At 41.8% G+C, this 11,833-nt stretch carries 16 protein-coding genes; 1 reads left to right on the top strand and 15 read right to left on the bottom strand.

Translation table 11 applies throughout. From position 1 onward, the window contains the following. Positions 1-175: 175 nt before the first annotated feature. From ACFQ38_RS12305 to acpS, 13 genes are all read right to left on the bottom strand, one after another. Positions 176-772 carry a PP2C family serine/threonine-protein phosphatase gene (locus ACFQ38_RS12305; RefSeq protein WP_336824394.1) on the bottom strand — a complete coding sequence of 199 codons (597 nt, stop codon included), beginning with the start codon at positions 770-772 and terminating at the stop codon, positions 176-178. Next, positions 772-1,557, bottom strand: a complete 786-nt coding sequence (sigB, locus tag ACFQ38_RS12300) for an RNA polymerase sigma factor SigB (RefSeq protein ID WP_336824395.1) — start codon at positions 1,555-1,557, stop codon at positions 772-774. Before sigB ends, ACFQ38_RS12305 begins: the two co-directional genes overlap by 1 nt. After that, entirely contained in the window at positions 1,532-2,005 is a 474-nt protein-coding gene (gene rsbW, locus ACFQ38_RS12295; RefSeq protein ID WP_336824438.1) for an anti-sigma B factor RsbW, read from the bottom strand. The genes sigB and rsbW overlap by 26 nt, the downstream gene beginning before the upstream one ends. Next, a complete protein-coding gene (locus ACFQ38_RS12290; protein ID WP_336824396.1) occupies positions 1,992-2,333 on the bottom strand; it encodes an anti-sigma factor antagonist in 342 nt (113 codons plus the stop codon). The genes rsbW and ACFQ38_RS12290 overlap by 14 nt, the downstream gene beginning before the upstream one ends. Positions 2,334-2,412: 79 nt before the next feature. Then, on the bottom strand, positions 2,413-3,414 hold the full coding sequence (locus ACFQ38_RS12285; protein WP_381481189.1) for a PP2C family protein-serine/threonine phosphatase: 1,002 nt from the start codon (positions 3,412-3,414) through the stop codon (positions 2,413-2,415). A gap of 15 nt (positions 3,415-3,429) precedes the next feature. Then, complete coding sequence (locus ACFQ38_RS12280; RefSeq protein WP_336824398.1) at positions 3,430-3,831, bottom strand: anti-sigma regulatory factor; 402 nt, start codon at positions 3,829-3,831, stop codon at positions 3,430-3,432. A 2-nt stretch (positions 3,832-3,833) separates the two neighbouring features. After that, the gene (locus tag ACFQ38_RS12275; protein ID WP_336824399.1) at positions 3,834-4,196 is read right to left on the bottom strand and encodes an STAS domain-containing protein; all 363 of its coding nucleotides are present in this window, start codon (positions 4,194-4,196) and stop codon (positions 3,834-3,836) included. Next, on the bottom strand, positions 4,193-5,023 hold the full coding sequence (locus ACFQ38_RS12270) for an STAS domain-containing protein (RefSeq protein WP_336824400.1): 831 nt from the start codon (positions 5,021-5,023) through the stop codon (positions 4,193-4,195). Before ACFQ38_RS12270 ends, ACFQ38_RS12275 begins: the two co-directional genes overlap by 4 nt. Positions 5,024-5,186: 163 nt before the next feature. Next, the gene (locus tag ACFQ38_RS12265) at positions 5,187-5,537 is read right to left on the bottom strand and encodes a type II toxin-antitoxin system PemK/MazF family toxin (protein WP_336824401.1); all 351 of its coding nucleotides are present in this window, start codon (positions 5,535-5,537) and stop codon (positions 5,187-5,189) included. A 4-nt stretch (positions 5,538-5,541) separates the two neighbouring features. Then, positions 5,542-5,820, bottom strand: a complete 279-nt coding sequence (locus ACFQ38_RS12260; protein ID WP_336824402.1) for a transcriptional regulator — start codon at positions 5,818-5,820, stop codon at positions 5,542-5,544. Between the two features lie 164 nt (positions 5,821-5,984). Continuing rightward, positions 5,985-7,106: an alanine racemase gene (gene alr, locus ACFQ38_RS12255; RefSeq protein WP_381481185.1), complete on the bottom strand. Its 1,122-nt coding sequence runs from the start codon at positions 7,104-7,106 to the stop codon at positions 5,985-5,987. A 108-nt stretch (positions 7,107-7,214) separates the two neighbouring features. After that, the gene (locus ACFQ38_RS12250; RefSeq protein ID WP_381481183.1) at positions 7,215-8,225 is read right to left on the bottom strand and encodes a LolA family protein; all 1,011 of its coding nucleotides are present in this window, start codon (positions 8,223-8,225) and stop codon (positions 7,215-7,217) included. Between the two features lie 258 nt (positions 8,226-8,483). Next, on the bottom strand, positions 8,484-8,840 hold the full coding sequence (gene acpS / locus ACFQ38_RS12245) for a holo-ACP synthase (RefSeq protein ID WP_336824405.1): 357 nt from the start codon (positions 8,838-8,840) through the stop codon (positions 8,484-8,486). A 53-nt stretch (positions 8,841-8,893) separates the two neighbouring features. Between acpS and ACFQ38_RS12240 the strand changes: the two genes are divergently transcribed. Then, positions 8,894-9,496, top strand: coding sequence for a rhomboid family intramembrane serine protease (locus ACFQ38_RS12240; RefSeq protein WP_336824406.1), 603 nt, complete (start codon positions 8,894-8,896; stop codon positions 9,494-9,496). 45 nt (positions 9,497-9,541) lie between these two features. Here ACFQ38_RS12240 and ACFQ38_RS12235 read toward each other — a convergent pair whose 3' ends face one another. Both ACFQ38_RS12235 and ACFQ38_RS12230 read right to left on the bottom strand, forming a co-directional pair. Further along, entirely contained in the window at positions 9,542-11,098 is a 1,557-nt protein-coding gene (locus tag ACFQ38_RS12235) for a PH domain-containing protein (protein WP_336824407.1), read from the bottom strand. After that, the gene (locus ACFQ38_RS12230) at positions 11,091-11,570 is read right to left on the bottom strand and encodes a PH domain-containing protein (protein WP_336824408.1); all 480 of its coding nucleotides are present in this window, start codon (positions 11,568-11,570) and stop codon (positions 11,091-11,093) included. The genes ACFQ38_RS12235 and ACFQ38_RS12230 overlap by 8 nt, the downstream gene beginning before the upstream one ends. Positions 11,571-11,833: the final 263 nt, after the last annotated feature.

Raw genomic sequence — 11,833 nt, 5'->3', positions numbered from 1 at the left:
GTTTACTTGTTTCTCGACAATTCAAGTATAAAAGAAATGGTGATTACGTGCTTTTTTGGGGTTCTATAATATTTGTGTGAATACCCCAACAAATATTATAGAACCCTTTTAATTAAGTCAAATGATGATAGCAATTGACTCCAAATAAAAATCCGCTCCTAATAAGAAGCGGATTTTACTGAAGGAGGCTACCGGCGATGAATGTAGCATCGTCTCCGAAATCAGCAGATTCCTTCACTTGATTATATAATTCACAAGCACTTACACTTTGTTTCATGCTATTTTTCGGGCTTTTAAGCACAATACCATCCGAGTGGAGGAAAAACAAATCCCCAACCTCATAATCGAACTTCTGAGTTTTTAGCTTTTGCGGCCTTCCGGACAAATATCCCATGACCGGCAGCGGGTAGAGCATTTTTTCACAGCGTTGAAGGATATACATTCGAACATTGCCTACACAGCTATATGCGATCGTTTTTTCTATAAAATCCACCTTGACAATAGCGACGGCGGCTCCACGTTTTTGCACCATATGTTCATTGCAGCGGTTCAATAGCTCATCAATCGACTCATGATGATATTGCTCAAGAATACGCGGAACAATTTCTGCTGATTGGCGGGCAACAATGCCATTTCCTAATCCATCCGCGATGGCACAGATGAAGTAATCTTCTTCTGCATGAAGAAAATATGCATCGCCAGATTCAGCATTTCCGTGTTTAGCTGTATTGTAAACATATGCTTCCACATATTCATTTTTGAATGAAACCATTATGGGGCACCGCCAGCAGCTAAAATGGCTTCTTGAAGTTTTTTGATCGCCTTCCGTTGAAGCCTTGAAACATGCATTTGTGATATACCCAATCGTTCACCCGCTTCTTTTTGGCTTAACTGTTCGATATATGTATATTGGATAATTTGCTTTTCCCGCTCGGACAAGACATTCAAGGCATTTGCCACGACCAATCTATGGTCGGTTTTCTCAAACTCCTCATCGGGAGCTCCAATAATATCGAATAGTGTCACCGTTCCACCTTCAGAATCCGCTTCTAACGTATGGTCCATGGAAAGAGCTTGATAGCTGCGGCCCATTTCCATTGCTTCCAAAATTAATTCCTCATCTGTCTCCAAATACTCTGCGATCTCACTTACTAATGGAGACCTTTGCAATTCAGATGTCAATTGTTCAACAGCGGCCTTGATTTTCGGCCCTAACTCTTTAATGCGCCGAGGCACATGCACAGCCCAAGTTTTGTCGCGGAGGAAGCGTTTGATCTCGCCAACTATGGTCGGCACAGCAAACGCTTCAAAGCTACGCCCCAATTCAGGATCATACCTTCTGATCGCGCCCAGTAATCCTAACATACCGACTTGGACGATATCTTCATGGTACGGCTTTCCGTTTGAGTATTTCCTTGCAATCGAATGGACTAAACGTTCATAGTGAAGCACCAAATTTGTCTGGGCTTCATCGTCATTCTCCTCTTGAAACCGCTTAATCCATTCCAACACTTTCTCTTTTGTATCCGGCTTATGAGTTGGCTGTTCGTTTGACATTTTCTTCGCCTCGCTCTCCGCCGAGATATTTCGTCATGAAGACCGTCACGCCCTCCTCATGATGAAATTTCACATCATCCATTAGCGTTTCCATCAAGTACAGACCAAGTCCGCCTTCACGTAGAAATTGAGTGTCAGAGCTATCATCATAAGGTCCGATATGTTTTTTCGTTTCTTCGAAATCAAAACTCTTACCATGGTCTGCAATCATAATTTCCAATCGGTCTTCATAGAGAGCGCATCCTACAACAATCTCTCCATCTTCTCCATCTTTATACGCATGCTGAACTGCGTTCGTAATCGCTTCACTGGACGCAATTTTCAAATCTTCGATATCGTCATATGTAAACCCTAGACGGCTGGCGATTCCCGAGATCATTAATCTTGCAACGCCAACATATTGCGCTTTTGCCGGAATTTTGATTTCTATATAATCATAATGTTGCATCATTGTCCTCACTATCCTTCTTCTCGATGTCGATTATTTCACTCAACCCGGTGATTTCAAATAAACGGCTAAGTCTTCGATTCAAGCCTGTGATTTTTACATGGCCTCCATTTTCTTTTACAGCCTTGTAAAAACCTACGAATACACCAAGTCCTGTACTATCCATATATTCAACATCGGATAAATCCAGCACCGCTTGCAAATTGTCTATATTTTCTACAGCTGACAGACGTTCTCTAAGCACCGGTGCTGTAAACGCATCAATTTCGCCAACGATCTTAAAACATTGAACACTATTTTGTTCTAACAATTTTACTTGTAAGTTCATTTCTGCACCCCGAATCTCTAAATTCTTTTATACAATGTACTAACTAAATACGTACCCATTCATCCGGTTTTTAAAACATTTATTTTTCCTTTTTAAAAATAACGACCGTAAAATCATCACTGAGTCGATAGTTTTGAAGTTTTGAAAGCTCATTGTATAAATGTTCGGCAATCGCTCCTGCAGGTTTTTCGCTTACTTCTAACAGCAGCTTTTCAATCGTTTTCATATCAATAAATCCGTCTTCCGTTCTCGTTTCAGTTACGCCGTCCGTCATCATTACGATAAAATCGTTAACTTCCATTTTTTGTTTCCGCTCTTCATAAACAACATTCGGTTTAATGCCCAATAGCAATCCTTTTGCACTTAGCTCGGAAAATGTCTGTTCTTTTGCATTGAAATAGAGTGCAGGCTCATGTCCAGCAGATGCATAGGAAAACATAGAGTCTCTCGCATCAAACTTGCCATAAAACATCGAGATAAACATTGAATTATCAACGCTTTTTTCCACAATTCGATTAATGATATTCAAAACGTTTTGCGGGCTCGTATTTTCATCTTGCAAACCGTCCATCCCAAACTTGATCATTGACATGCATAATGCGGCAGGAATCCCTTTCCCCATGACATCCGCCACCGCAACGCCCGCTTCATGCTCATGATTGAGAAAATAAATGTAATCCCCATTCATCTGCTTTGCAGGTTTAGATATCCAGCCAACATCTAGCCCTTTTAAATTGGGCGTCTTTGTTTTCAAAAGCGTATCTTGCACGCCTGTCGCTACATCCATTTCCATTTGAATCGCTTCCTGCTTGCGAATCAAACTTTGATGCTCTCGCAATGTGAGTCCGTAATGGATCATCATTTCTATAAGAAAATCAAAGGAATCCCAAACTTCTTTCCTCAAATCGGGCACTATGTCATGCAAAGCATTTTTATGGATGCTGATCACATCTTCCGGAGCGATGTCCTTTTCAATGAATCTCCTGCTGAACTGCTGTCCAACATATAAATCCTCTTCGCTTTGACTACTCAAATATTGTTTTAAAATCTCCTTATATTGTCTGCCGACTACTTGAGGCATTTTTTACCCCCTCCCTTAATGGAGCCATTTAACGGTCGTGATCGTAGTGCCTATCCCCGCCTCTGAGATTACTTTGAATTCATCCATCAGCCTTTTTACGCCAGGCATCCCTGCACCCAAACCGCCAGAAGTCGAAAAGCCGTCTTCCATGACCTTCCTTATATCTTGAATGCCTGGTCCTTCATCCGATGCGATGATTTTGATGCCCGACATCTTCCCTTCAGACACTCTCTCTATTTCTATTTTTCCTTTACCTGCATACAAATATATATTTCTCGCCAATTCACTAATTGCAGTAGTAATACGAGCTTGGTCCACAGTACCGAATCCAACTTTTTTTGCTTCATTACGGCCTAACTGTCTTGCAGCAACTATATCCCATTCCGTGTATATCTCTACAGAAGACCTAAAGTTCATTGTCAGGCCTCCAATTCTTTATGAAGTTTATCCAGCCCGTTTTCCAAGTCTAACGCAGTCATTACATTGTCTAACCGGATTCCTAACTCTATCAATGTAATCGCCACGGCAGGCTGAATACCCGTGATGACAACTTTGGCTCCCATAAGGCCTGTCATGTCGATGACGTCCCCTAACACTTTCGCGATGAATGAATCTATAAAATCAATCGGGGTTAAATCTATGACAACACCAAGAGCGGAAGTTTCATGCATTTTATTTAATAGATCTTCTTGAAATTGGATAGCCGTCTGATCGTCAAGTTCCCATTGGATCGATACGATGAGCACATCATTCAATTTCAAAATTGGAATTCTCGTTTTCAATTCCCTTCCACCTCCACAATTTTTCGATTCGTCATGCTGAGAGCTGCTTGCATCCCTCTTTGCAATGTGCTTTTCGTTTTAAATTCATGTAGGTTAATGCCAAGCGCCACAATGGTTTGTGCAATTTCAGGTCGAATGCCGACGAGCATACATTGGGCACCGACAAGTCGCACCGCATCTGCCGCTTGAATAATATGGTGTGCGACCATCGTATCGACAACTGGGACGCCTGTAATGTCTAAAAGTACGACTTCCGCTCTCTGGCTGACGACACCTTCCAACAAGTTTTCCATAATCAGCTTCGCGCGCTCTGTATCAATCGTTCCGACTAATGGCATGACAGATATTTTGTCGAAAACTGGTATTAGCGATGCAGAAAGCTCCTGCAACGCGATCTTTTGGAGACTTACTGTACGTTCCCATTCCGTCGAATAGGCGTCAATGATGCTTTCTCGCAAAGGATTGATCCAATTATCGAATAGGCGCATAAATGCCCGCAAGTTATCGTCTTTGATAACGCCTCGTTCCTCCAATAAATCGAAAACAACGTCCGAAAAATTGTCAATCGCTTTGTTTACTATTTTAATTGCCCAACCGAAACGGACAACTTTTTCAGTAAAATCGTTAATTTGATCTTCATTGATGCTTCCTTGCTCACTAATATTATTTGTCATTAATTCAGCAAATTCCCTGCTCGTCTTCTCAACAAGATGCTCAGGCATGAAGTGGAAAAAGCGTTCTCCTTTTTCCTCTCTCATCGCTTTAATCCAACGATCGATGATTTCGTCCATATTTTGTTTGATGTTTTCTACCATCAGTTTATTCATGACGTTCAAGTTCCTCCTCGCATTGTATGAATCTTATCTACACTTAACCCTTCTACCATTGTAGCAAAAGAATAATGAAAACATCTATTTTACCGCATAAATAATATCAAAATAAAATAACACTCCGGAATCTATTCTCCGAAGTGTTATTTGTATATGTATTCTAAAATTTAACTAACCCGAAACTGATTTCGAGTCCTTCATCAACCTGTTCCATCAACGTTTCGTCCAAATGGGTGATTTTGTCTGTCAGCCTCGACTTGTCAATCGTGCGGACTTGTTCGAGCAAGATGACCGAATCTCGCTCGAATCCGTAACGTTCCGCGTCGATTTCAACATGTGTCGGCAATTTTGCTTTTTGGATTTGTGCTGTGATCGCCGCTACGATCACTGTCGGACTAAACCGGTTTCCTATGTCATTTTGAATGACTAAAACCGGTCTCGTCCCTCCCTGTTCGGAACCCACGACGGGTGACAGATCTGCAAAAAAGACGTCTCCACGTTTTATTGCCAACTTTTCATCCTCCGCTTACGAGACGTTCCATCGTATGCTGTGCCTCTAATTCAGCATGCAAGCATTCCTTTGCAATTTTCAAATTGATTTGCGACATTTCGACATAGCCTTTCATCATTTCTTCTCGGATGACATTGGCTTTGTAATCAGTCACATACCGCTTTGTAGAAATGTAAACGAATTCTTCACGCTCCGGCTCGCGATGGACGACCGCATGTTCAATTTCATTTAACATATTCTTGGGGATTCTTACAATGACTTCTTTGATGTTCTTCTCTCGCACTCCTAGCACCTCCGACAGACCCCATTCCCTCGATCGATTCTATTCTTGTCTATCTTACCATTGAAGTTCGACAATGAGAAGACAAAGAAGGATTTTTATTGACAGGAATCTTCAATTCTGATGGCCACTTGTCGAAAGCTGCGATCTACATTATTTTATCCATTTTATACTGAATATAGTCTAGGAACTCGTTTCGAAATGGAGACGGCAATTTCGTACGGAATGGTATTCGTCCGCCGAGCCCATTCTTCCATTGTAATTTCCTCATCGCCTTGCCTGCCGATGAGCGTGACTTTTTCACCAACTGAGTATTCCTTCGTCAGCTTGACCATGCACTGGTCCATACAAATCGTGCCCACAATTGGCATCCTTTCACCGTCAATGAGCACTTCCTGACCGCGCAGCCCGCGTTTTAAACCGTCTGCATAGCCAATCGGTAATGTACCGATCCATTCGTCTCCCTTCGTTTCATAAGTTCCCCCATAACTTACGCGGCTGCCCCTCTCAAGCCGCTTTACGAAGGTTAACTCTGTCTCTAAGCGCAACGCCCGTTTAAGCGAAAATGGCAAACGGGATGCTACATAATCGGAAGGGGGTATGCCGTAAAGACTGATGCCAAATCGAACCGCATCCAACGAAAGTTCGGGATATAGGAATGTCGCTGCACTATTTGAAGCATGGACAAGTCGCGGCTTCACTTCCATTGACTGCACCATTTCCATAAAGAATGAAAACTGTTCCATTGTTGCAGAAGGATTATCTTCATCTGCACATGCAAAGTGGGTGAAAATTCCATCCACAATGAGCGCTGGATTTTTTTCTGCTACATCAATGATCGATTTCAACGTTTCTTTATTTCTTAGGCCAATTCTACCCATGCCGCTATCGACCTTAATGTGGAACCTTAATTTATATTTAAAAGCTCCGTACATGTCGATTGCATCCTGTAGCCATTCTGCATCCGATACGGTTACAATGATGCCCGTCTCCGCCGCTTTACGAGCAAACTCTATAGGCGAAGGGCCCATTACTAAAATATCCTTCCGTATACCAGCTTCATATAGACGGACAGCTTCATCCGGCGTTGCGACAGAGACCATCGAAGCTCCGGCCTTTATTGCTGCTTTCGCCACCTCCACTTCTCCATGGCCATAGCCGTCAGCTTTGACGACGGCTATGACTTCAGTCTTTTTCGGCAAATAGCTTTTGAGATTTTTCACATTGTCTTGAATCGCTCTGCTATCGATTAAGGCTTTCGTCGGCCGATAATATGTGCTGTTTGTCATGATGATCCCCCGATAATTTACATTCTACTTATATTATCTAACCATTAACCATATATAGTCAATAAATTTTAATAAATCACAACGAACTGAATTGTTCCTCCCTATCGCTTATTTACTTTCACCCGGAGTCATTGAAGCTGCTACTTCAATTAATTCATCCGGAGTCAAATTAGAGGAAGCAACAAAGAAGGATACGCCGTTTTGCTCCCAGCGGATGGAGTTTTCCGTCAAAGCCGCTACTGCAAAGCCCAAATCTACAGGATCTCCTTCGATCGACACTGCCACTTGGCCTTCAGGTTTGACAGCAGGCTCTTGTACGACGACAAAATCTTTCGTTCCACCGCCAAACGTCATGAAATACCTCGTGCCATGTTCTGTCACTGTACTGTCTTCTTCATAGATTGTGCCTTCCCAGCTTACGTTCGGATAATACTTTACGTAGCCTGTTTGGTCTTTATCATCTTCAGTAGATTGCGGTTTTTTATCAGGCTGGATATTCTCCATCTCGACAGCAAAGTCGGATGCATTACGTTCAATGCCAAGCGTGATCTTCTTAAACGTAACCCTGATTTTTTCTTCCTTGCTTTCATCTAATACAGATACATGCTTCGGAAGCAAGGTTTTTTTATCGATATGGATTTGTTGCGTCGGCAATACTTTCTTATGATTGTTCCGGGAAGCCGTTTCAAAGATGTATGTTTTATCCTTATCCGTCATCGTTGCATTTTTATCGGCTTTTATATCGTCCGATAGTGTGCCGATCAAATACGGCATGCTGTTTTGTGTCGGCCAATCACTTTGGAACTTATACGTTTTACCGAGCGAAGGTGTAATAACAAATACCCCTTCTTCATTCCGCACGATCATTTGAGAATCCTGACTGCCGTCCTGTGTTACATTTACCTTGTAATAATCAGGCTTCGTATGCCAGACCGTCACATTATACACGCGCGGCTCCGATCCGGTTTTGATTTCCATAGTTGCTTCCAATTCGTACCCTTTCGTGTCGTTCCATTTACCGCTAAGTTTTTTCATGACATCCTCTTTCGAAGGTGTTCCACAAGCTGTCAGTAGAATCATGACCGCCAATAGCATAAAGACAATAATTTTGCTGCGCATACAGTTCATCCTTTCTCATTTCAATCAGGTAGGTCATCTTATGAGATTGGACAGTCATTTATGCTACGTTGTTTATTTTCAAATAAATAAAGTGCGGCAAGTTGGCAAGCATTGTGGAAGAGTATTTGAAAAAGGATTGGTAAAAACCGTTAATTAAAACCCTATAGATGATGCAGCTGAACTATACGTTGTGCCTCTGTTTGAAGTAACAGCTGCTTCCGAATCAGCACTTTTCTTCAATTTGAACAAACTATTTCTTCAGCTTGCCATCAAAATAACTTGTGCAGCCGCAACGGATTTCGTATGGGTAATGGAAACGAATCCCGTCACTTCCCTCCCATCGAAAAAGAGCGACGGCTTGCCGGAAGCTTCATTTAAAATTTCTATTTGAATGAAACTGCAGCCTTCCCCGATTCCAGTTCCTCTCGCTTTCGCAAACGCTTCTTTCGCCGCAAAACGACCAGCAAGAAATTCGATTTTCCGATGTGAAGGCAAACTTTCATATAGAGCTATCTCTCTTTCTGAAAGAATGCGTCTCCGGAATTTATCCGACTTTTCATCTAACGTTCTAATCCTATGTAATTCAACGATATCGAGACCGATTCCGGTTATCATGATTCCATCTCCTCCATATAAATTGTATAATGAATGCAAAGGTCGGTGAAAAAATGTTTATTCGTACAGAAAATTTCTCGCAATACATCCGTCTCTATCCAGTTGTATCTGTTCTGATTGCATTGAACATCTTCATTTATATTGCAACTGGATTGCCATTCACATTTAGCCGATATTGGTATTATCTTGGCGTCGGTCAAAATGGCCTAATTTCTTCAGGCGAATGGTGGCGTCTTTTTACCCCGATGTTTTTGCATGCGGGACTTATGCATTTGCTTTTTAATATGTTTTCGCTATTCGTCTTCGGTCCTGAATTAGAAAGAGTTGCCGGGAAGGCACGCTTTTTAACTATTTACATGCTTTCCGGTATTTTTGCCAATATCGCAGCGTTCTTTTTAGCGGACGCCGATTTCACCCATGTCGGGGCAAGCGGTGCGATCTTCGGCATATTCGGCGCATTCGGAGCGCTCGTCTATTACACAAAAAAAGCGTTTCCGCAATTGCGGCAAATCATCCTACCGATTATCGTAATTAGCGTCATTATGACTTTCCTACAACCAAATATTAATGTGATTGGACATATTGTAGGGCTAATTGTCGGATTTTTAATCGGTTTAAGTTATTTCCACCCAAAAAGAATTATAAGCTGGCGCTAAATTGTGAAGGCCTGTTAGACGAAACGCTAACAGGCCTTTTCCATATCAATCTTCCAATCGTTCACCGACGTTTTTGTCAGCCTGGCGATCTACCGCTTTTTTATTGCCACCGTACCAATCATATAGCCGTTCTGCTTCCTCAACTTCCATATGCTGAACAGTTGCGTGATGAACGCCGATACCCGACTTTACATTTGTGACAATCGTCGCAACGCCTTTCCGCTTATGGAAATAGCTTTGGCGCATTTCCATCGATTGAATTCTTTTCTTCATCATATAAGCGGTATGCAATCCAATTCCTCGATAGCGCATCGTCAATTGCTGACCATCAAGGCCAATTGCAGCCGACCGATGCTGCCATAATCCCATACCGATAATAATTGGAATAATAGCCAAGGAAAACAGCCCATATGGGAAAAAGAAATATGAAAGCGCACCTATTACCGGCAGCATCCAGACGAAGTCGATTCGATAATAGAAATGCCTCCCCCTTGAAGTAAGCTTATAATTCGGCTCTTCCAAATTAAGCTCCGGGAAAATTTCTTGCAAAGGCTCCTTTAGCCGATTTTTCTTCACGAGCGGAAATAGATTGATTTTCGAACTATCCCCTACACCGCCACCCGCACTATGCAACACGACATTTGCATACCCGAACAATTGGCGCAGTGGGTTTTCATTGACGCTGACACTTTGCACACGTTTTAAAGGAACAGTCACTCGTTTCTTTTCTAACAAGCCTCTCGTAATGACAATATCCTCTTTTTCCAATGAAACCGTAAATCCATAATGCGATAAATAAGTCATCCCTACGGAAAGAAGCCAGACGAATAGAAGAGCTAAAAAGACTACAATCCCGACGATTAATATTCCGAATTTAATGAATGCGGAAATTTCCTCGAACATCCATTCATAAGGCAAAATATCTCCGAATTGCGAAAGGAAGATCGCAACCCCAGATAAAATAACACCGATACCACCTGAGGTTGTCGCCAATAGCAATAAATCCTTATTCGTCATCGAAAATATTTTCTTGGATGGAATTACTTCATCGATGACTTCTTCTACGGGCATTGCATCCATTATTTCCTTCGTTTCCAGCTCATTTACGCCGTTAACAGCTTCTTTTTTTCGCTTTTTAGCAGCTTGCATTTCATATTCAATGCGATTTGCCGCTTCTTTCGTAATAGCAGTCAATTCACCTTCCGCTTTTTTCAGCGATGAACTGCCTGCTGTCTCCACCTTCACTTTCACAAGCTGGAAAGGTCGATGGAAAATTCCTTCCGTGTAATCAAGGCTTTGAATACGATCAAACGGAATGTATCGTTTCTTTTTGACGAACAGTCCGGATTCAATTCTAAGCTCATCATCTTCAAACCAATATTCAAATCGTATCCATTTAATAATTCCGCTTACTAATAAAAATATGATAAGTACACCAAAGATGATGTAAGATAAATAATCTACATACCATAATCCAGTGCCGCCCTTTCTCCATCCATTCGCAAAAATTAAGACGATTAATGGAAAAATTGCCTCTTTCACAGCCTTTAAAGTCTCAATGACAGCCGTAATCCAATGAAGTTTGTAACGTTGTTCAGACATCATCTTCCGCCACCCTTGCAAGCACTGAAATCCTGCTGCGCATTTCATCAGCCTCATGCATGATTAAAGCGGGAATGGTATGGATTGTTGCAGCAGTAGAAATTGAAATTTCAGCAAGACCGTACTTCCGTAAAATCGGTCCTTGCGATGTATCAACGTGTTGAACACGCACCATTGGAATTAACGTACGTTTAACGATGAACAAGCCATGTTGCAGTTCGATCTCAGATTCCCTCACTTCATATCTCCACCGCATCCATCTAACTTTCGGAAACAGGAAAATGATGAAATATGCAAAAATGATAACTGCCGCAACCTCTAACGGATAAATCCACCAAGGCCCTTCGAATATGTATGCGATTATGCCGCCGCCAATAGCTAGTAAAGCCAAAATTGCTGTTTGAATAATGCCGTACAAACGCCATACTTTCAACCCTTTTTTAGATATGCGGTTTGCTGGTTGCATTATCATAGTTTCCACCTCTTTCTATTCTTCTATTGTATACGTTCTTCTAATCGTTTTGTTTCATTTTATAAAGAACTGTAGCACATAAAAATGCAATACTACGTAAAAAGTATAAGAAACATAAAACGATCGCATCACAACGTAGACGCTTCCGAACACAATATAGGTTCTAAATCAAATGTTGGGGTGATGTGATTTGCACGTCACCCTTTTATTTAGATACCGCTGAGTAATGTTGATTTGCGCTACAGGGCGGACGCTTTCCGCCG

The sequence above is a fragment of the Sporosarcina contaminans genome, assembly GCF_042679045.1.
GTDB classification, from domain to species: domain Bacteria; phylum Bacillota; class Bacilli; order Bacillales_A; family Planococcaceae; genus Sporosarcina; species Sporosarcina contaminans.
This window is presented reverse-complemented; position numbering and strand designations above follow the sequence as displayed.

What these genes read in the sequence shown, in the direction of transcription:
- ACFQ38_RS12285 (WP_381481189.1), bottom strand. Translation starts at nt 3,414, where the DNA reads ATGCCTCAAGTAGTCGGCAGACAATATAAGGAGATTTTAAAACAATAT.
- ACFQ38_RS12250 (WP_381481183.1), bottom strand. Translation starts at nt 8,225, where the DNA reads ATGCGCAGCAAAATTATTGTCTTTATGCTATTGGCGGTCATGATTCTA.
- ACFQ38_RS12230 (WP_336824408.1), bottom strand. Translation starts at nt 11,570, where the DNA reads ATGATAATGCAACCAGCAAACCGCATATCTAAAAAAGGGTTGAAAGTA.
- sigB (WP_336824395.1), bottom strand. Translation starts at nt 1,557, where the DNA reads ATGTCAAACGAACAGCCAACTCATAAGCCGGATACAAAAGAGAAAGTG.
- ACFQ38_RS12235 (WP_336824407.1), bottom strand. Translation starts at nt 11,098, where the DNA reads ATGTCTGAACAACGTTACAAACTTCATTGGATTACGGCTGTCATTGAG.
- ACFQ38_RS12280 (WP_336824398.1), bottom strand. Translation starts at nt 3,831, where the DNA reads ATGAACTTTAGGTCTTCTGTAGAGATATACACGGAATGGGATATAGTT.
- rsbW (WP_336824438.1), bottom strand. Translation starts at nt 2,005, where the DNA reads ATGCAACATTATGATTATATAGAAATCAAAATTCCGGCAAAAGCGCAA.
- acpS (WP_336824405.1), bottom strand. Translation starts at nt 8,840, where the DNA reads ATGATAACCGGAATCGGTCTCGATATCGTTGAATTACATAGGATTAGA.
- ACFQ38_RS12305 (WP_336824394.1), bottom strand. Translation starts at nt 772, where the DNA reads ATGGTTTCATTCAAAAATGAATATGTGGAAGCATATGTTTACAATACA.
- ACFQ38_RS12240 (WP_336824406.1), top strand. Translation starts at nt 8,894, where the DNA reads ATGTTTATTCGTACAGAAAATTTCTCGCAATACATCCGTCTCTATCCA.
- ACFQ38_RS12270 (WP_336824400.1), bottom strand. Translation starts at nt 5,023, where the DNA reads ATGAATAAACTGATGGTAGAAAACATCAAACAAAATATGGACGAAATC.
- ACFQ38_RS12290 (WP_336824396.1), bottom strand. Translation starts at nt 2,333, where the DNA reads ATGAACTTACAAGTAAAATTGTTAGAACAAAATAGTGTTCAATGTTTT.
- alr (WP_381481185.1), bottom strand. Translation starts at nt 7,106, where the DNA reads ATGACAAACAGCACATATTATCGGCCGACGAAAGCCTTAATCGATAGC.